The following is a 19,085-nucleotide window of genomic DNA, read 5'->3' on the forward strand; positions in this document are numbered from 1 at the left end:
GCTTCCGTCATCCAACCCAAAACCTTACCTTTGCAAAAATTAAAAAAAATGAGCGACGCGGTTGTATGCCCGAAATGTCAGTCTGAATTTACTTACGAACAGGACGATTTAATGGTTTGTTCCCAATGTTTTAACGAGTGGAATCCTGCAGAAACTGATGATTCTGATAAAATTCTTGATGCCAACGGAAATGAACTGAAAGATGGCGATTCTGTTGTTGTAGTAAAAGATTTACCTGTAAAAGGCGCTCCGAAACCTGTGAAAGCTGGAACTAAAGTTAAAAATATTCGTTTAAGACCCGACAGCGACCATAATATAGACTGTAAAATTGATGGTTTTGGTTCAATGGCTTTGAAATCTGAATTTGTAAAGAGGGCGTAGTTTTTGAAGTTGCACTCGTAGATATGGAAAAAACAAATACGCTCTCAAATAAAATTTATTTAAATAATATTCTAAGGAATATAATGGCTTCCGGAGCCGGATTTTTATTTTGCTGGATGATGTTCAGTGCATTTAATACTGAAACGAGTGAAGAAATCCTGTTGGCGGGTTTCGGGATCTTTATGATTTTTGCAGGCTTGTTTTTTTACACAGCAGTTTTAGAAAACGTTCTTTTTTTCATCATGAAAAGAAAGGGTTTTTTACCGGTTCTAATTACAAATTCTACATTGATTGTTCTGATGATGCTCGTCTATTCTGTTTTGGATAGGGCATTTTCTTTAGAAATAGTTTGTCTCTTAATTGTGTTTATTTCTGCTCAAATTGTAGGGTTTAGATATCAAAATTTACGACAAATAAAAAAAGGAAAGAATTGGACAGTGTAATCTTTCAAAGACCTGATTGCTGAACGCTAATTTTGGTCTGGAAGGCAGAAAGAGAATTAACCAAGAATTTCCTTAAGTTGTGGACTGCTAAGATAACAGAATTACAATCATGCATCATTTTTATTTATCCACATCTTAACATTAAGTAATTGCTTTGCTGAGGTTTAAATGAAATTGATGTTAACAGATCCCTCGGTTTTTTCTTCCGTGTAAACAATAATTTCCTTGTTTTTTGAAATGACTTTGTTCCAGTAATAGCTTCCTGCAAAACGGCTTTCAAGGACTACCGCTTCAAAGCCTTCCTCGGAAATTTTTATTGCCCGCGGGTCGTAAGAAAATTTTTGAAGTTTAAATTCTTCACGTTCTTTTTCATTAAAAATATTCACCTCTCCGAAAAGTTTTGCAACATATTCATTGTAAGGATTTTTGAAAATTTCCTCCGGACTGTCATTCTGAATCAGCCTTCCTTTCTGCAGAACAACCATCTGGTCCAGCCAGGGCAACACATCCTGAATTTCATGGGTAGAAATAATCAGCGAAATATTATTTTGTTTTACATATTTAAAAAGTCTTTCTCTCAACTCAATTTTCCTCGAAAAATCAAGATTGGAAAAGGGTTCGTCAAGCACCAGAAGTTTAGGTAAAACCGAAAGTGCTCTCGCAATCGCAACTCTTTGCTGTTGTCCGCCACTCAGATATTTAGGTAAAATATTGGCAAATTCTGTCAATCCGACAACTTCCAGAAGTTCGGTGACTGTTTCTTTTTTCTTTGCAAGATTAATATTTGAAAGAAACTTACCTACATTTTCAGCAACCGTTGCATAAGGCATTAAATCGAAATTCTGAGCAACATATTTCATTTCCGGTTCACCGGGAACGAGGTTGGCTTTCGGTCCGTAAGTTTTTTTGCCGTCGAAGATAATTTCGCCGCTTTGCCAGTTATGAAGTCCATAAATCAGGCTTAAAAGCGTAGATTTTCCGCATCCGCTCTCACCTGCAAGAGCAATTATTTTTCCGGCATCGAATTTCAGATTGAGATTCTGAAAAAGCGGCTGGTCTTCAGAATATGAAAAATAGAGATTGTTAATTTCCAAAAGCATAACACAAATGTAAGGTTTTTGCCAAAAAATTGCGTTTTTTTAGTAATTTAGCGTTGCGAAATTTAAAAAGATCAATATCGATTATTCATACCAATCAGAATGTCGTTTTTTAATGTTGGATCTTACTCTATATTAAATATTTAAACAGATGAGAAAAATACTTTTACCTTTAATGATTTCCCTCACCGTCGGCGGATTAGCAGTTTCATGCGGTAAAGAGAAGCCGCTGAACAGCGAATCCAATGAAGTAATCACCACCAAAGACGGTGCAAAATTCGTTTTGGATACGCTAAACAGCCGAGTGGAGTGGAAGGGTTATAAGATTTTCAAATCAGAAAGTACAAGTCATTTCGGGAATATCAAATTTGAAAGCGGAGACGTGACTATAAAAGACGGTAAACTGGAAAGCGGAAAATTCGTTGCAGACATGTCTTCACTGAGTTCTGAAGATTTAAAAGACAAAAAAGAAGATCAGCAGAAACTGAACGGTCATCTTAAAAGTGCAGATTTTTTCGAAGTTGAAAAATTCCCTACTTCTTCTTACGAAATTACAAAAGTAACGCCTACAGCCGAGGGCGATTACAACACTTTATTAGACGGGAATTTGGTGATCAAAGGAATTTCAAAACCAGTGCAGTTTAAAGCAAATGTTTCGGTGAATGGAAATGAAGTCAGCATTGCTACAGAACCTAAAGATATTATGAGAGAAGAATTTGGTGTGAAATTTCAGTCGCCTGCAGCTAATGGCGTGATTAAAAATGAAGTTACGCTGCAGATTCGCGTGAAAGGCATGGAGCAGAAATAAATTTTTAATTATATAAAGTATACTGATCTGTTTCAACCGAAACAGATTTTTTTATGATAAATTGAAAACGTTTTTTAAACTGAAAACCGTATTTTTGCAGAAACATTTTTTGAAAGGGTAATATAATGATAGAAAAGATAGAAGAGCTTTTGGTGGAAGTAAACGGTTTCAGTTCTACTTCGAAGGAGGAGATCGAAAACTTCCGTATCAGATACAGTGGGAAAAAAGGGATTTTAAATGATTTTTTTGAAAAATTCAAAGAAGTTCCCAATGATCAGAAAAAAGAATTCGGACAGAAAATCAATACACTGAAACAGGCTGTAGCTCTAAAGCTGGAAGATCTTAAAAATGCTTCTGCATCTTCACTTATTCTTGAAAAAGATGATTTAACGAAGCCTGCCTTTCCTCTGGATTTGGGTTCAAGACATCCTATTAATTTAGTAAAACACAGAATTATCGAAATCTTTAAATCGATTGGTTTTGCTGTGGCAGACGGACCTGAAATTGAAGACGACTGGCACAATTTTACAGCTTTGAATCTTCCGGAATACCATCCTGCGAGAGACATGCAGGATACTTTTTTCATTGAGCAGAATCCTGATATTTTGTTGAGAACGCACACGTCATCCGTTCAGATCAGATATATGGAAGAAAATCAGCCACCGATCAGAATTCTTTCTCCGGGAAGAGTGTTCAGAAATGAAGCGGTTTCTTCACGTTCGCACTGTATTTTCCATCAGATTGAAGGTTTGTATATCGATGAGAATGTAAGTTTTGCAGATTTAAAACAGACAATTCAATTCTTCACCACTGAACTTTTCGGAAAATCCAAAATCAGATTAAGACCTTCATACTTCCCTTTCACCGAACCGAGTGCGGAAATTGATGTGTATTGGGGTTTAAATTCTGAAACAGATTACCGAATTACAAAAGGTACAGGATGGCTTGAAATCATGGGTTGCGGTATGGTAGATCCTGCTGTTCTTAAAAATGTAAACATCGATTCTGAGAAGTATTCTGGTTATGCTTTCGGGATGGGAATTGAGAGAATTGTGATGCTTCTTTACCAAATGAGTGACATCAGAATGTTCTTCGAAAACGACATCAGAACTTTAGAACAGTTTAAGACTTTGTAATTTTAACATAAATAAATATTGAATCCTGTGATTTTTCACAGGATTTTTTTGTAAATTACTCTTGCAAATGTGATAATTCAGTAAATTCCGTTCTATTTAGATTTAGAATAAACTTCGCCGTTTTACCTAAAACAGAGATGAAGTTTTATAATTAAATGTAAATTTGCGGTCTTTTATTTTTATTTTTCACTAAAAACACATAAACTAAACGCTAACGACTGAGTATGAAAAATGATAAAATTATTTCAGAACCTTATGGTTTCCGATACAGAAAGCTCGTACACTACTCTTTGATTTTTTGCATTCTTTTTATCCAGCTTATTATTGCTGCATTTTTTTACAATGAATTTGTAAAGGACAAAAAACTCACCTTCGTTCAAAAACAACTTGAGGAAATTCATGCGCTTGAAAACCTTACAGACCAGTCCAGAAAGGAGATTCTGAATGCACAGGGTTTTCTTCAGAAATTTATGTCTACCAAAGACGAAAATTTTCTGGAATCTTATTTTGCTTCACTAAAATCTTTGGACAGTAATTTAGCCAATATCAACCGTTACGAAAATAAATTTCCGAAAATAAAAGAGTTGACAGCAGCTCCCAAAGCGAGTGTCACTACAGAAAAGGTTTTAAAAAAAATGATTGATTCCACTCAGAAGTACACTTCTGAAATGGATCGCAGTCAGCTGAATGCGTTACCGGATTTTAAAAAATACAATCTCAACTACGATTTTGAGAAATTCAATGTGGTGTTGGATACTAAGGTTTACAGCGATACAATTAAGAAAAAAGGTCTGTTTGGAAGGCTTGGCGAAGCAATTTCAGGGAAAGGCCAGCGCGAAAAAGACAGTGTGGTCATTACCGTTAAGGAAGGTGTAATGCCAAGTGCGAAAAGCATCAAAGCAGATTTCGACCGAATCATCAAAGAGGTAAACAACCATTATACTGTAGAAAATAACAGAATCAAGATCAGGGTAAAAGACAATCAGGTTGGAAACGACAGTTTTTATAACGTATTCAATGATCTTTTTGTGTACAGCAACGGTCTGATGAATGTGTATGAAACGGCCGTCAAGTCTTCAAAATCTGATTTGGAGAAAGAATATGAAAATCAGAAGGCTAAAAACAATGAGATCAGAAAATATCTCGTGTTCGGATCTATGATTTTAATGTTTATCGTATCTGTTTTGATTATGATACTTACGAGAATTGCCTTTGTGTACGAGAAAAAATTAAATAAAGCCAATCTTCAGATTACAGAAAATCTAAATTTCAGAAACAGAATTTTAGGAATGCTGAGCCACGAATTGCGCTCGCCCCTTAAAATTATGGATATTTTCATCAGAAGAATTAAAAAGAAAACCACTGATGAAAGTATTCAGGAGTATTTGAAGTCGATAAGTTTTACCAATAATACCTTGCTGATTCAGGCCAATCAGATTTTAGATTATACAAAAAATCAGCAGGCGGAAAATAAATTGATTCCTGTGGAGTTTAATTTAAAGAATGAGATTGATGCAATTTTAAATTCCGTTCAGCCTTATATCGAAACCCGCGATAACCGTTTTGTCGTTGAGCAGGATATTGATGCCGGTCTGCAGGTCTATTCAGATAATAATAAAATCAATCAGATTTTCATGAATATTTTGGGGAATGCCAACAAGTTCACAGAAAATGGCGAAATAAAAGTGGTGACAAAAGCTTTCAGAAAAGATGAAAATACGGTCACCTTAAACACCGTAATCACAGACACGGGCGTTGGAATTTCTTCATCTGACCTTGAGAAAATATTTGAGCCGTACTATCAGGGGGTGATTTCAGATAAGGTGGAAAATCTCGGTGCAGGTCTTGGCTTAAGTCTCTGCAGAGAGCTTGCGCAGCTGTATTCCGGCGATATTAAAGTGGAAAGTGAAAAAAATGTGGGAACCAGAGTAGAATTTTCTCTAAATTTAGATTTGAAAAATGACAGAATATAAAAATATAACCTTTCTTTTGGCAGACGATCACAGTCTGATAAGGCAGGGTGTCGAAATTCTTATTGAAGATCTGGGTTTTGAAGGAGATATCTTACACGCTTCTACGCTACAGAAGGTTTTGTCTTGCACAGCAGAAAATAATATCGATGTGCTTGTGATCGATGCTGCATTTCCGGATGGCAACAGTCTGGAAATTATTCCCGAACTGAAAACGAAATATCCTGAACTGAAAATATTGGTTTTTTCCGGTCTTGAAGAGAGTGATTATGCTTTGAGATTTCTCAACGCCGGAGTCAACGGTTTTCTCACCAAGGTAAGCGAGGAGGAGGATATAAAAAATGCCTTGATGAAAGTGATTGTGGAGGGACGCTATATTTCATCGGTTACCCAGGGGTTGCTTCTGAATTCTCTGCAGAATAGCAGTCATCAGAATCCTTTGGAAAAACTTACAAAAAGAGAGTTCGAAGTGGTACAGATGTATGCGGATGGAATGGGCAATCTGGAGATTGCCAATGCACTTGGATTAAAGCAAAACAGCGTAAGCACCATGAAAAAAAGAGTCTTCGAAAAACTGGGTATAGACAGCCTTGTGGAACTCGCTGCTCTTCTGAAAAAATATTGACATTTATTCACTTTGTTTTGATATCGATTTGCCTTTTGATCTGAAAATGTCATTTTCTTATCATTAATTTTTCTTTGATTTCAGAAATGGGTATTTCTCCGTCGGTTCTATTACTGTTGAAGTATTTTAAATTAGATCAGTCTTTTCACGGTTGAATAATATCACGATTTCTTTCTTAAATTAATTCCAAAATTACCTTATCATAAAAATACCGTGAAATCACTGAGCGGTTTGTAGAAAAAAATCTACAAGTGTTGCGATAAATATCTACAAGTTTTTTTTGATTCATACCTTCAATCCGTCCTATCTTTGTCATAAGAAAAGTGCTCATACAAACTAGGTAAACATAAGGTTTCCTGATAAGATTAAGTGATTTGCATGTTTTAAATTACAAAACACATCTTATCGGTGAGTACAGGGCGTAGAGAAAATTATTTCATATATTAATTTTTGATTTGGTGTGAATAGACACAAATGATGAAACACCTAGTATCATACCAGCAGAGCCGCAAGGCTCTGCGTTTTGATACTTAATTTTTTTAGAAAAAAACACAAACTATATAAATAAACACAATTGATTAACCAATCAAAGTAGTCTGTTTGCAGGTTTTATCCTGCAGGCAGGTGCTTTTGAAGGTTAAGAATTTAAAAGTTTTATTAGTAGTTTCAGTTTCTTACCGCGACAGTTTAGTTTAGTTTTTATAAATCAAAAGCCCTCAGAAATTTTCTGAAGGCTTTTGTACTTTATTGACCTGAAGTTTAATTAAACTTTAATGGATATTTTACATTTTTATAATTGTCCAGACTCGCTTTTAAAGATCCTACAGCAAGCTCAGCTTTGAGAAGGACAGGAATGTGATTGGCGTCATTGGTCACCCACATCGTCACACCTTCTTTCTCTTTAAATACCCTGCCGCTTTTCACAGACGGAATAATTTTCAGACAGTTGATTTTACCGAATTTAGTACTTAGAGTTTCCGTCCCCATCACTTTCAGCTGAAAAGCAAACATTTCATCATCAATCCATACGTTCATGTTGATAACTGTACCTGTACGAAGTTCGTTGGGAGTTCTGCTTCTAAGATAATAAAAACACGAAAGCATATCCTGAACCCCTTTTACAGATTTTATTGTTTTCGTTCCGTTGGCCGGAGTTTTCTTATCTGTTAAAAGCAATGTATTGTTCGAATGATTAAAATTGGTTTCAAAATGCTGTCTGTAGCTGCCTTCTTTCACATTTCTGACATAAAAAGTGGGTAATTCAGTTTTCAGATTGATATAACTTTCATATAAATCTTCAACTTTGAAAAACGCTTTTACAGCGCCTGTGGTAGAACCTGTTCCTCTCACATAAAGGTGAGGTTCGCCACGGAAATTGCCTTTTTTTGTCGTAAGATTGGCATTTCCGGCAGTTAAAAATCCGTAATGAATTCTGAGTGTAATAGATTCACCATCAGCGATATTAGAGAGCTGAGCCTGTGTTAAACTCAGTAGAAAAATTGAAATAATGCTTAATAATTTTTTCATAAACTTTAGAGGTTCAAAAATATTGCCAAAGATAAGGTCTTTGTATCTGAGTGTTTGATAAATCTCAGTTTTTTATTTAGACTTAATTAAATATGCTTCGCATTAAAATTTGTATTTTTGCATCTAATTATTTTCTTTAAAATTATTACGTATGATAACTACAGATATATTGATCATAGGAGCAGGTCCAACAGGGCTTTTTGCCGTTTTTGAAGCTGGTTTGCTAAAAATGAAATGTCACATCATCGATGCACTTCCTCAGCCGGGCGGTCAGTTGGCAGAGCTTTATCCTAAAAAACCTATTTTCGATATTCCGGGTTATCCATCTGTAAATGCAGGTGAACTGGTTGATAATTTAATGGAGCAGATCAAGCAGTTTCAGCCGGGTTTTACTTTGGGTGAAACAGCAATTTCATATACGAAAGTTGATGACGAATGGTTTGAAGTAATTACCAACAAAGGAACTGTTCACAGATGTAAAGCAATTGCCATTGCCGGCGGATTGGGAACTTTTGAGCCCAGAAAACCTACGATGGATAATGTTGCAGATTATGAAGAAAAAGGTCTTGAATATTTCGTAAAAGAACCTGAGCATTTCAGAAACAAAAAAGTAGTAATTGCCGGAGGTGGAGATTCTGCACTTGACTGGAGCGTTTTCTTATCAAATGTTGCAAGTGAAGTAACTTTGATTCACAGAAGAAATGAATTCCGCGGTGCTTTGGATTCTGTAGAGAAAGTTCAGGATTTGAAGAATCAGGGTAAAATTAAATTGATTACTCCAGCTGAAGTTACCGCAATTAAAGGTGACGGAAAAGTTGAAGCGATCACAGTTGCTGTTGACGGACAGGAACCTTTTGACATCGAAACAGATTATTTTATTCCATTATTCGGTTTAACGCCGAAACTGGGCGAAATTGCTCAGTGGGGTTTAAATATTGAGAAAAATGCGATTGTCGTAAATAATGCATTAGACTATCAGACCAACATCGAAGGAATTTATGCGATTGGTGATATCAACACATATCCTGGGAAACTGAAATTGATTCTTTGCGGTTTCCACGAAGCAACTTTAATGTGTCAGAGTGTTTACAACAGACTGAATCCTGGTAAGAAATTCGTTTTAAAATATACTACTGTAAGCGGAGTGGACGGTTTCGACGGTTCAAGAAAAGAAGCAGAGAAAGCGGTTGTGAAAAAAATTGACTAATTTTGCGGAATTATGTCAGATATTAATATTAAAATTACCGATAGGGAAGGTGTTACACACGAGATTGTTGCACCCACAGATATGTCGATGAACCTGATGGAAATTATCCGTTCGTATGAATTGGCGGAGGAAGGAACCATAGGTGTTTGCGGAGGAATGGCAATGTGTGCTTCATGTCAGGTTTACGTAATCAACGATCCGGGGCTGGAACCAATGGGTGATGAAGAAGATGCGATGTTGGGTGAAGCTTATCACGTTGAAAGCAACAGCAGATTGGGTTGCCAATTGCACATGTCTATGGAAATGGAAGGTCTTGAAGTGGCAATTGCGCCTTATCCTTAAAATTTTATTTAAATCATATAAAAACTCCCGAAGATTTTTTCTTTGGGAGTTTTGTTTTGTCTTTATTTAATTGAATGCATAGACGCTAAAAAAATGAAAATTTCATTGCTAAATAATAATCCAGTTTCCAAACGAATGACTCCTGATTTGCCATTAACTTAAAACAGGCGCTGAAGTAATTTATTCAAAATCTTCATTCACAATTTTTTCATTCAAAAAATCAATACATTTTTCTGTGACCAGTGAAAGTTCGTACGGCATAAAATCTTCTTTCCACGGTTCTTTTGCGTAAAAAGTATGGTTTGCGTTTTCAACCAGAAAAAGTTCAGAGTTGGGGTTTAAAAGATGCAGATGGTCTGAATTTTTTGAAGATACAGATTCGTCGTCGGTACCATGAACAACCAGGACATGTGCCTTGGCCATTTCCATACATCTCTCAACATCAAAACGGTGAAAATTGTTTTCAAAATCTTCGAAGAACTGGTAATAATGCGGCATTTGCTGTTTGGTTCTGCCGTTTTCTATGAAATATACACCTTCTTTTTTCCAGTTTTCAAATGCGTTATCCTTCGGGAATCTTTCCAGAGAATCTACACTTGCCAGTGTTATTAAACCATGAATTCTGATGTCTTCAGCGGTTTTAATAATTGAAATTCCGCCACCACGGCTGTGACCGATGAGAACAATTTTATTTTTGTCTACCTGAGGTTCGTTTGAAAAATGATTGATTACAACATTAAGATCTGAAAGTTCTTTTGAATAATTATTGTTTCCAAAAGCTTCCAAATCGTCGAAATCATGCGGGTTTTCTACGGTTGTTCCGTTGTGGGAAAAATTGAATTTAACGAAATAAAATCCGGCCTGTGCAAACCTTTCCGCCATCAGATTCCATGCGCCCCAGTCTTTGTAGCCTTTGTAACCGTGTACGAAGATCACAAGAGGAAGTTTGGTTTCTGTTTCCGGATAATAGGCATCGGCAAGGAAATTTCTGGTTTCAGGATTGGAAATGACTGTATTTTTCTGTACTGTAACTTTCATTATTTTTAATTTTAATTTCGTCAGATTCAGCTGATCACACCGTTTTTTAAACTAATTTTAAACTGCCGAATCAATTGATTCTTTGTGAAAAAGATTTTAAATTAAACAAATTTTAAACCTAAAAATAGCACAAATAGAATTAAACACAAAGGAAAACCTTATTTTTGCGTTATGTTGGATTTAAGAACGGTTACCGTGCAGCGTTACATTCTTCCGCTTCGGGAAGGTGGTTCGCTTCCTGCTTTGGCAGAGGCTGATGATGATTTTAAGTATGTTTTGAAATTCCGTGGTGCCGGTCACGGTGTGAAAATGTTGATTTCTGAACTCCTTGGTGGAAAGATTACGGAAGCTCTAGGTTTAAAAATCCCTGAGCTTGTTTTTGCCAACCTTGATGTCGATTTCGGAAGAACAGAAGCTGATGAAGAAATTCAGGATTTACTGAAGAATTCTGAAGGTTTAAATTTAGGCTTACATTATTTATCAGAATCCATTGCTTTTGATTCAGGTATAAAAGTTGATCCTCTTTTAGCTTCAAAAATTGTCTGGCTCGATGCATTTATTACCAATATCGACCGTACTTTTAAGAATACCAATCTTCTGATGTGGCATAAGGAATTGTGGGTGATCGATAATGGTGCTTCATTCTATTTCCATCATTCATGGCAGAATTTTGATACTGCGGCAAAAACGCCGTTTAAATATGTGAAAGATCACGTTCTGCTTCCACAAGCAACACAATTGGATGAGGCTGAAAAGTTTGCACATGAAGTTTTGAATGAAAATATTTTCAGAGAAATTGTAAATCTGATTCCGCAGGATTGGCTGCACTGGAATGATGCTGAAGAAAGTCCGGATGAAATACGTGAAGTGTATTTTAACTTCCTGAAAACACGTCTTGAAAATTCTCAAATCTTTGTAAACGAAGCCAAAAATGCAAGAGGATAAAATATACGAATACGCCGTTATACGCCTGGTGCCCAAGGTTGAGAGAGAAGAATTTTTCAACATCGGACTGGTGATGTTTTCGAAAAGAGAAAAATTTATTAAAGTGGAGTTTTATTTGTGTCCCGATAAATTCAAACTGATTAAAAGCAAACTGGATTACGACGACATCATCAACAATCTGGAAAGTTTTAAAAATATTGCGGAAGGAAAAAAAGATGGTGGCCCGATTGCACTGTTGGAAATTCCGGACAGATTCCGTTGGCTGACAGCCGTGAGAAGTGCTGTAGTGCAGACTTCAAGACCTCATCCGGGAAAATCTAAAGATTTAGAAAAGACTTTTGGTAAACTTTTTGAGGAGTTGGTAAAATAACACACCTCATCAAATGTACTCTATGAATTCATCCATCAGCAATACAAATATCAGCAGGTTTTTTATAAACCTGTTTTTTATTTTCTTTTTTTCAGCATCCCTTTTTTCACAAACCAAAAAGAGTCCTTTACTTCAGGAAAAAACTGCCGTCACCGAAAATATTACTTACAAAAAAGACGGTCAGGGTAAAGATCTGAAACTGGATATGTACAGACCGAAAAATTCCGCGAGGGAAAAACTACCGGTTGTTATTTTTCTGCATGGCGGCGCGTGGGCATTGGGAGATAAAGTTATAGCTCCCGATAACTATATCGAGCAGACGATTTTAAAACTGACAGATAAAAACTTTGCAGTTTTAAGTGTCAATTACCGTTTGGTGAGTGATGATGTGCATTTTCCGGGACCGATTGAAGATTCTAAAGATGCGGTGAGATGGGTAAGAAAAAATGCAGATCAGTATGGATTTGATGGAGAAAACATCGGCTATTGGGGCGTTTCTGCGGGTGCTCACCTATCACTTCTTTCAGCATACACGCCTGACAGTGAATTTGTGGGAGATCAGGAGCTTTCGAAATATTCCGGCAGAGTAAACTATGTTATTGACAATTTCGGACCGACTGATATGAACAGACTTCTTCACACCAGAGCTCCCAAACCTTTATTATTTATCGTTGGTTTAATTTCAAAAAAAATCATCGACATCAGAACAAAAATTGCAAAAGGAATGACGGGTTATGACGTTAACACCGAAAGAAGAAAAGTGATTGAGTTCTGTAAAACAATTTCACCGCTAAATTACACTCAAAATACCGTTCCTACACTAATACTTCACGGCGATAAAGATAAGATCGCACCCATCAGACATTCAAAACGGCTGAATAAAATGTTGAATAAAACTGATACAATGCATCAATTGATTGTGGTCAAAAAAGGAAATCACGGTTTTAAAGATACCGACAAAACTTATCAAGAAGAGCTAAATACTGTGATGGTGGATTTTATGGTATCTCAAAAAAAGTAAAATTACACATCAGTGATTTCAGGATTATAAAACTGTATTTTTCAAAAAGAAGCAATAATTTAAATATCTGTAAATCATTAATTTAATATAAACATCGCTCAATTTAATATATAACTTTGCTAAATTGCTATACATATTGATTCGTTTTATATAGAAAATAAGTACCTTGGCCAAATGCTTACATTATCATTAATAAATAAGCAGAAACCCTAACTATTTATTCACATAAAATCGAAATGATATGGAATTTCTAAATGGAATTAATGCACTGACTCTGGTGTTCACATCACTGCTCATTTTTGCAATAGCCTACCGTTTCTACGGAATTTTCCTGGCGAACAAAGTTCTCCGTTTAAATGACAAAAACACGACGCCGGCAGTAGAATTTGCTGACGGAAAAGACTACGTTGCCACCAATAAAAACGTACTCTTCGGACATCACTTTGCAGCAATTGCAGCGGCTGGACCATTGGTTGGACCCGTGTTGGCAGCACAATTTGGTTATCTTCCCGGTGCGATCTGGATTTTGATCGGCTGTGTTCTGGGTGGTGGAGTTCACGATATGGTGGTACTTTTCGCATCGGTGCGACACAAAGGACAAAGCTTAGCGACGATCGCTTCCAAAGAGATTGGTAAAACGACCGGAACTGTTGCGGGTTTTGCAATTCTATTCATCTTAATTTTAACGCTTGCCGGATTGTCATTAGCCTGTATCAATGCGATGCATGAAGCCTCATGGTCACTGTTCACGGTCGTAATCACGATGCCGATCGCAATTATCATGGGATTGATTATGCGTTACAGAAAAAACTCCGTGACTTTTGCAAGTATTTTAGGTGGGGTCTTATTGATTGCAGGAATCATTGGCGGACATAGTCTGATGCAGAATGAGACTATGAACAATATGTTTACGTGGGACATTACGACGATTTCAATTGCCATTCCTTTATATGGATTTTTAGCTTCAGTACTTCCGGTTTGGTTGCTTTTGGTTCCGAGAGATTACCTTTCAACCTATCTTAAAATCGGAACGATCATTATGTTGGCGATCGGGGTAATCGTGATTCACCCAACCATTCAAATGCCGGCATTATCCCAGTTTATCAATGGTGGCGGTCCCGTAATCGGCGGTCCGGTTTTACCCTTTATTTTTATTGTAATTGCGTGTGGAGCGATTTCCGGATTTCATGCGGTAATTGCCACAGGAACGACTCCTAAAATGTTGAACAGAGAAAAAGAAATTCTGTTTGTAGGTTATGGAGCGATGCTTGTGGAAGGTTTCGTAGCATTAATGGCTTTGATAGCTGCCTGTACTTTGATGCCGGGAGATTATTTTGCGATCAATACGCCCAAAGATACTTACGACGCTTTCTTAGCTGCGAATCCAGCTTTGCATGGCGTTGATATCGATTATTTCTCTGAAAGGATAGGCATTGATCTGCACGGAAGAACGGGTGGAGCAGTTTCATTGGCTGTCGGGATGGCTCATATTTTTAACAAAATCCCGTACATGGATCAGCTGATGGCATACTGGTATAACTTCGCGATTATGTTTGAAGCGGTATTTATTTTAACCGCGATCGATGCCGGAACGAGAGTTGGAAGATTCTTCTTACAGGAAATGCTGGGTTCAGTCATTCCAAAATTCAATGATAAAAACTGGACTCCGGGAATTATTATCAGCAGTTTACTGTTTACTTTTGCCTGGGGATATCTGGTTTTCACCGGAAACGTAAGCAGCATCTGGCCGCTGTTTGGAATCAGTAATCAGTTACTCGCCGCGTGCGGATTGATTGTCTGCACAACAATGCTCATCAGGTTAAACCGTGGAAAATATGCGCTCTGTTCTGCAATTCCGGGAGTTTTTATGGCTATTATTACATTTTGGGCCGGATACATTCAGGTGATGGATATTTACATTCCAAAACAGCAATATTTACTGGCGACATTAGCGATTGTTGCGATGGTTTTAATGCTCGTAGTTTTCGTTGGAGCATTTAGAAAATGGTATCAGCTGCTGCAGGTGAAGACTTCGCACACCGATTTTTATGGCGAGAATGTGAAAGAATTGGTTGAGAGATAAATTCTTATTTAAACTATATGAATGGGAGGCGTGGTTTGTGCTGCGTCTCTTTTATTTTAGTCGTTTTTATTCTTCGAGTCTTTTATAGAATGATGAGCAGCCTTCGTCACACATAAAACTGCCATTTTTATCCACCTCATCCAGAATTAATTTATTTCCTTTAATTTGATAAGAGTAAAAGATACTGTCTTTCGTTTTAGAATTAAGCAAAACCAGAAAATCTTTATTGTTAATAAAATATCGATCAGAAATCTGCTTCCCATTTGTATACTCTCTGTAATTTCCGTTTTTCTCAAACTTAATTACAATTTCCGAATCAATTTCATGTGAAATTATCTCTGCTCCGGTTCCATATCTGGATCCGCTGAGTTGCCAAATGCCGATAATAGTCGTGTTGTCATTACTCTGACAGGACAATAGCGATATTAAAATTACAATTAACCCCCTTTTCATCTTTTGATATTTTTAATTTTTTCTATCCTTTTAATTTCATTCAAAAGCAATGGAAAAGCAGGAACAGCCATTCCACCGTGATCAAATCCATCGAGTTCATATAAAACGGTTTCCTTGTGACCTTTCAGCTTCATCATTCTCCACATATAAGCGTTTTCCTCATATCTTCCCATCAGTTCCTTTTCGCGGTCACCGGTAATTAAAAGCAATGGTGGCGCATCAGCACGGATAAAATGAAGCGGTGCCATTTCATCGATTCTGGCATCCAATTCATCGATTCCTTTTTCTTTTCTGGTGGTAAAATGGGAAATCATCTGTCCGCTAAACGGTATAATTCCGGCAAGCCTGTTTGCATCGATTTTATATTTATTTAAATTAGATTTATCCAAGCCTACCATTGAAGCGAGATATCCGCCCGCGGAATGTCCCGTAATAAAAATTAAATCTTCACTTCCGCCGTATTTCTTAATGTTATTGAAAACCCATGCTGTAGCTGCGGCTGCATCTTCGATATATTTCGGAGCCTTTACTTTTGGAGAAAGCCTGTAATTGACAGAAATAATGGCTACTCCTTTATTTTTAAGTTCTTCGGGAAGATGTTTTTCTCCACCTGTAATTCCTCCACCATGAAACCATATGATAGTTGAAAAATTCTTTACATTTTTCGGAACGTAAACATCTAAAACACATCTTTCATTAATGTATACATCGGATTGATTTGTTTTTTCGTCGTAGTAACGAACATTGGAGATTGTCTGATATTCCTGAGAAAATAATAATATGGAATTGAAAATTAGGAAGATCAGAATAAGTATTTTTTTCATTTTTAAAATTTTGAACCTTAAATATACGAATTGTGATTTTTAACATTTTCGGATTTTAACTAAAGATGAGATCTTGTTAAAGATCTGCAATATATTTTGACACATAGTCACAAAGATTTAGATCAAAACTTTGGGGAAGAGAACACATAAGATTGAAAATCGAAGATTTTCCTGATGAGATTCAGATTTTACTGTGATTTTAGAATTATTAAGTAGAGGTTTGATTATTAAAATTAAAATCTGTGAAAATCCGTGAGTTTTATGTACAATCAAATTGATTTCGACCTTTTAGGGTTGCTGACTTACGTAGGCCTTGTCCACAGAGCTTCACCCCTATGCTGGTGAATTTCGCTACTTTATGGCTTTTGAAACAATCAAAGTTTACGTCAAAAAAACAAAAGATTTTCAGAGATGATTTTTTTTAAATAATCCGTGAAAATCCTTGTAATCTGAAAGAAATTAATATTTAAATCTTCGTCAGCTTAGCATATTTCAAAATCAAATTCTTTTCACCTTCATGCAGGAAAACCACTTTTGCTTTGATATTCTGTGGATCTGTACCATCAAGGAATTTCACTTCCCCAATTCCGAAACGGTCGTGTCTCACTTTGTCGCCCACCTCAATGTCCTGCGAAGATGCTCCGCTTGGATTGATGATTTTTGCCGTGGCGACAGGTTTTAATTTTTTAGGTTCTGCAATTGGTTTATCGTTTTCAGACTTTGAAATGCTTTTCTTTTCGATTTTTTTAAAGCTTCTGATTTCCGAAGGATGCTCATCAAAAATATTGGAAGTCACTCCGGAATTGTTGATAAATCTCTTCTCAATAGCCGGATTAAGATATTCCAGATAAGTACCGTCGATTTCACTCAAAAATCTTGAAGGTTCTGCATCGGTAATTTTTCCCCACTGAAATCTGGAGATCGCGTAAGAGAAAAACGCCTGCTTTTCCGCTCTGGTAAGGGCAACATAGAATAAACGTCTTTCTTCTTCCAGATCTTCTCTGGTGGCCGAACTCATGAAACTCGGGAAAAGATTTTCTTCCAGACCCACCAAATGCACAACCGGAAACTCCAGACCTTTTGAAAGGTGAATGGTCATTAAAGAAACCATGTCGTCTTCATCATTATCTTTTTTCTGAGTATCTGCCGAAAGTGCGATATTTTCAAGGAAATTCGGTAAGCTTGGATCTCCATCCTCAATCTGCTGCTGTTCTTCGATGAAACCCTGCATCGAGTTCATCAATTCCTGAACGTTTTCTACACGCGAAATTCCTTCGGGAGTCTGATCGTCTTTTAAAAATTTAATCAAACCACTTCGTTTAGCCACTTCCATCGCAACGCTGTACGCTGTTTCTGTTTTAAGTAGAACCTGAAATGCTTTAATCATCGCCCAGAAATCACTCAGTTTCGTTAGAACGCCATTGTTGAATTTCAGTTGCGGAGAATACATACCCAAATTGTCTAAAACTGCAGAAACCGGAATATTCTGTGAGTCTGCGAATACAATCAGTTTATTTTGAGTGGTTTCACCAATACCTCTTGCAGGATAATTGATGATTCTCATTAATGCTTCAGAATCATTTTCATTCACCAACAAACGCAGGTAACCGATTAAATCTTTTACTTCTTTTCTCTGGTAGAATGACAGTCCGCCATAAACTTTATACGGAATATTTTTTCTTCTTAAAGCATCTTCAAAAGCTCTGGTCTGCGAGTTGGTTCTGTACAGAATAGCGAAGTCGCTGAACATTTTCTGCTCACGGTTGCGCAGTTCCCAGATGTTTCCGGCAACGAAATTGGCTTCGTCGGCATCAGAAAGTGAACGGTAAATTTTTATTTTTTCGCCTTCTTCGTTTTCACTGAAAACATTTTTCTTAAACTGCTGAAGGTTTTTAGAAATCACCACATTCGCAGCATTCACAATGTTTTGGGTTGAACGGTAATTCTGTTCCAAAGAAACGGTTACCGCTTCAGGATAATCTTTTTTAAAGTTTAAAATATTATAAATATTCGCACCACGGAAAGAGTATATCGACTGAGCATCGTCTCCCACCACACAAATGTTTTCAAATTTTGAGGCTAATGCTTTAACAATTAAATACTGAGAGTGGTTTGTATCCTGGTACTCATCCACCAGAATATACCTGAATCTGTCCTGATATTTAGCCAGAACTTCCGGAAATCTTGTGAGAAGTTCATTGGTTTTCAGTAATAAATCATCAAAATCCATCGAGCCGTTTTTGTAGCATTGCTCCACGTATCGCTGGTAGATCTGTCCGATGTGTTTCATGTTTGCCTTTTCATCAGCTTCCATCAGTTCAGGATTATTGAAATAGGCTTTTACAGTGATAAGGTTGTTTTTGTAATTGGATATTCTTGCCTGAACTTTTTTTGGTTTATACAAATCGGCATCGATGTTCATGTCTTTCAGTACTTTTCTGATGACATTCAGAGCATCCTGCTGATCGTAGATCGTAAAATTGGAAGGATAACCCAGATAGTGAGCTTCACTTCTCAGAATTCTTGCAAAAACGGAGTGAAAAGTTCCCATCCAGAGGCTTCTCGCATTGCTTTGTCCTACAACTTTTGCAATACGTTCTTTCATTTCTTTTGCAGCCTTATTGGTAAAGGTCAAAGACAGAATATGAAAAGGATCAACTCCATTGGTAATTAAATGGGCGATGCGCATGGTAAGAACACGCGTCTTTCCTGAACCTGCTCCGGCAAGCACCATCAGCGGGCCATCGAGTGTAGTAACGGCTTCAAATTGTGATTCATTCAGTCCTTTCAGATAATCCTCCATAATGCAAAAAAA

Annotated in this window: 17 protein-coding genes; 11 read left to right on the forward strand and 6 right to left on the reverse strand. The window is 36.8% G+C overall.

Features of this window, described 5'->3' with window-relative positions:
- Positions 1–48 precede the first annotated feature (48 nt).
- On the forward strand, positions 49–381 hold the full coding sequence (locus tag ASG21_RS19190; protein ID WP_056084647.1) for a zinc ribbon domain-containing protein YjdM: 333 nt from the start codon (positions 49–51) through the stop codon (positions 379–381).
- Positions 382–988: 607 nt separating this feature from the next.
- On the opposite strand, the gene ASG21_RS19200 is transcribed toward ASG21_RS19190, so the two are convergent.
- A complete protein-coding gene (locus ASG21_RS19200) occupies positions 989–1,924 on the reverse strand; it encodes an ABC transporter ATP-binding protein (RefSeq protein WP_056084650.1) in 936 nt (311 codons plus the stop codon).
- Between the two features lie 148 nt (positions 1,925–2,072).
- On the opposite strand from ASG21_RS19200, the gene ASG21_RS19205 reads away from it, so the two are divergent.
- The 4 genes from ASG21_RS19205 (at position 2,073) to ASG21_RS19220 (ending at position 6,460) form a co-directional block, all read left to right on the forward strand.
- Positions 2,073–2,729 (forward strand): YceI family protein, encoded by a 657-nt coding sequence (locus tag ASG21_RS19205; RefSeq protein ID WP_056084652.1) that lies wholly within the window; start codon positions 2,073–2,075, stop codon positions 2,727–2,729.
- A 125-nt stretch (positions 2,730–2,854) separates the two neighbouring features.
- Positions 2,855–3,865 (forward strand): phenylalanine--tRNA ligase subunit alpha, encoded by a 1,011-nt coding sequence (gene pheS, locus ASG21_RS19210; protein WP_056084655.1) that lies wholly within the window; start codon positions 2,855–2,857, stop codon positions 3,863–3,865.
- Positions 3,866–4,089: 224 nt separating this feature from the next.
- Entirely contained in the window at positions 4,090–5,838 is a 1,749-nt protein-coding gene (locus ASG21_RS19215; RefSeq protein ID WP_056084658.1) for a HAMP domain-containing sensor histidine kinase, read from the forward strand.
- Positions 5,825–6,460: a response regulator transcription factor gene (locus ASG21_RS19220; RefSeq protein ID WP_056084661.1), complete on the forward strand. Its 636-nt coding sequence runs from the start codon at positions 5,825–5,827 to the stop codon at positions 6,458–6,460. The genes ASG21_RS19215 and ASG21_RS19220 overlap by 14 nt, the downstream gene beginning before the upstream one ends.
- Positions 6,461–7,219: 759 nt before the next feature.
- On the opposite strand, the gene ASG21_RS19225 is transcribed toward ASG21_RS19220, so the two are convergent.
- Positions 7,220–7,987 carry a DUF3108 domain-containing protein gene (locus ASG21_RS19225; RefSeq protein WP_056084664.1) on the reverse strand — a complete coding sequence of 256 codons (768 nt, stop codon included), beginning with the start codon at positions 7,985–7,987 and terminating at the stop codon, positions 7,220–7,222.
- 151 nt (positions 7,988–8,138) lie between these two features.
- Between ASG21_RS19225 and ASG21_RS19230 the strand changes: the two genes are divergently transcribed.
- Both ASG21_RS19230 and ASG21_RS19235 read left to right on the forward strand, forming a co-directional pair.
- Positions 8,139–9,194: an NAD(P)/FAD-dependent oxidoreductase gene (locus ASG21_RS19230; RefSeq protein WP_056084667.1), complete on the forward strand. Its 1,056-nt coding sequence runs from the start codon at positions 8,139–8,141 to the stop codon at positions 9,192–9,194.
- Between the two features lie 12 nt (positions 9,195–9,206).
- Complete coding sequence (locus tag ASG21_RS19235) at positions 9,207–9,536, forward strand: 2Fe-2S iron-sulfur cluster-binding protein (RefSeq protein WP_056084670.1); 330 nt, start codon at positions 9,207–9,209, stop codon at positions 9,534–9,536.
- A gap of 180 nt (positions 9,537–9,716) precedes the next feature.
- Here ASG21_RS19235 and ASG21_RS19240 read toward each other — a convergent pair whose 3' ends face one another.
- A complete protein-coding gene (locus ASG21_RS19240) occupies positions 9,717–10,574 on the reverse strand; it encodes an alpha/beta fold hydrolase (RefSeq protein WP_056084673.1) in 858 nt (285 codons plus the stop codon).
- Between the two features lie 171 nt (positions 10,575–10,745).
- Here ASG21_RS19240 and ASG21_RS19245 point away from each other — a divergent pair, with 171 nt between their 5' ends.
- From ASG21_RS19245 to ASG21_RS19260, 4 genes are all read left to right on the forward strand, one after another.
- Positions 10,746–11,519, forward strand: a complete 774-nt coding sequence (locus ASG21_RS19245; RefSeq protein WP_056084676.1) for a HipA family kinase — start codon at positions 10,746–10,748, stop codon at positions 11,517–11,519.
- On the forward strand, positions 11,506–11,889 hold the full coding sequence (locus ASG21_RS19250; RefSeq protein ID WP_056084679.1) for a DUF3037 domain-containing protein: 384 nt from the start codon (positions 11,506–11,508) through the stop codon (positions 11,887–11,889). The genes ASG21_RS19245 and ASG21_RS19250 overlap by 14 nt, the downstream gene beginning before the upstream one ends.
- Positions 11,890–11,911: 22 nt before the next feature.
- Positions 11,912–12,910: an alpha/beta hydrolase gene (locus ASG21_RS19255; protein ID WP_056084803.1), complete on the forward strand. Its 999-nt coding sequence runs from the start codon at positions 11,912–11,914 to the stop codon at positions 12,908–12,910.
- 241 nt (positions 12,911–13,151) lie between these two features.
- Positions 13,152–14,993, forward strand: a complete 1,842-nt coding sequence (locus tag ASG21_RS19260) for a carbon starvation protein A (RefSeq protein ID WP_185113749.1) — start codon at positions 13,152–13,154, stop codon at positions 14,991–14,993.
- Positions 14,994–15,059: 66 nt separating this feature from the next.
- Here the strand turns inward: ASG21_RS19260 and ASG21_RS19265 are convergent, their stop codons facing one another.
- From ASG21_RS19265 to ASG21_RS19275, 3 genes are all read right to left on the reverse strand, one after another.
- The gene (locus tag ASG21_RS19265; RefSeq protein ID WP_128414365.1) at positions 15,060–15,446 is read right to left on the reverse strand and encodes a hypothetical protein; all 387 of its coding nucleotides are present in this window, start codon (positions 15,444–15,446) and stop codon (positions 15,060–15,062) included.
- A complete protein-coding gene (locus tag ASG21_RS19270; RefSeq protein ID WP_056084686.1) occupies positions 15,443–16,270 on the reverse strand; it encodes an alpha/beta hydrolase in 828 nt (275 codons plus the stop codon). The genes ASG21_RS19265 and ASG21_RS19270 overlap by 4 nt, the downstream gene beginning before the upstream one ends.
- 466 nt (positions 16,271–16,736) lie before the next feature.
- Positions 16,737–19,073 carry a UvrD-helicase domain-containing protein gene (locus ASG21_RS19275; RefSeq protein ID WP_056084689.1) on the reverse strand — a complete coding sequence of 779 codons (2,337 nt, stop codon included), beginning with the start codon at positions 19,071–19,073 and terminating at the stop codon, positions 16,737–16,739.
- Positions 19,074–19,085: the final 12 nt, after the last annotated feature.

Source organism: Chryseobacterium sp. Leaf394 (assembly GCF_001424105.1).
In the GTDB taxonomy this organism is placed as follows: Bacteria; Bacteroidota; Bacteroidia; order Flavobacteriales; family Weeksellaceae; genus Chryseobacterium.

Coding starts and splice junctions, on each gene's coding strand:
- ASG21_RS19230 (WP_056084667.1), top strand. CDS start 8,139: ATGATAACTACAGATATATTGATCATAGGAGCAGGTCCAACAGGGCTT.
- ASG21_RS19205 (WP_056084652.1), top strand. CDS start 2,073: ATGAGAAAAATACTTTTACCTTTAATGATTTCCCTCACCGTCGGCGGA.
- ASG21_RS19225 (WP_056084664.1), bottom strand. CDS start 7,987: ATGAAAAAATTATTAAGCATTATTTCAATTTTTCTACTGAGTTTAACA.
- ASG21_RS19265 (WP_128414365.1), bottom strand. CDS start 15,446: ATGAAAAGGGGGTTAATTGTAATTTTAATATCGCTATTGTCCTGTCAG.
- ASG21_RS19235 (WP_056084670.1), top strand. CDS start 9,207: ATGTCAGATATTAATATTAAAATTACCGATAGGGAAGGTGTTACACAC.
- ASG21_RS19250 (WP_056084679.1), top strand. CDS start 11,506: ATGCAAGAGGATAAAATATACGAATACGCCGTTATACGCCTGGTGCCC.
- ASG21_RS19275 (WP_056084689.1), bottom strand. CDS start 19,073: ATGGAGGATTATCTGAAAGGACTGAATGAATCACAATTTGAAGCCGTT.
- pheS (WP_056084655.1), top strand. CDS start 2,855: ATGATAGAAAAGATAGAAGAGCTTTTGGTGGAAGTAAACGGTTTCAGT.
- ASG21_RS19215 (WP_056084658.1), top strand. CDS start 4,090: ATGAAAAATGATAAAATTATTTCAGAACCTTATGGTTTCCGATACAGA.
- ASG21_RS19255 (WP_056084803.1), top strand. CDS start 11,912: ATGAATTCATCCATCAGCAATACAAATATCAGCAGGTTTTTTATAAAC.
- ASG21_RS19200 (WP_056084650.1), bottom strand. CDS start 1,924: ATGCTTTTGGAAATTAACAATCTCTATTTTTCATATTCTGAAGACCAG.
- ASG21_RS19245 (WP_056084676.1), top strand. CDS start 10,746: ATGTTGGATTTAAGAACGGTTACCGTGCAGCGTTACATTCTTCCGCTT.
- ASG21_RS19270 (WP_056084686.1), bottom strand. CDS start 16,270: ATGAAAAAAATACTTATTCTGATCTTCCTAATTTTCAATTCCATATTA.
- ASG21_RS19190 (WP_056084647.1), top strand. CDS start 49: ATGAGCGACGCGGTTGTATGCCCGAAATGTCAGTCTGAATTTACTTAC.
- ASG21_RS19240 (WP_056084673.1), bottom strand. CDS start 10,574: ATGAAAGTTACAGTACAGAAAAATACAGTCATTTCCAATCCTGAAACC.
- ASG21_RS19220 (WP_056084661.1), top strand. CDS start 5,825: ATGACAGAATATAAAAATATAACCTTTCTTTTGGCAGACGATCACAGT.
- ASG21_RS19260 (WP_185113749.1), top strand. CDS start 13,152: ATGGAATTTCTAAATGGAATTAATGCACTGACTCTGGTGTTCACATCA.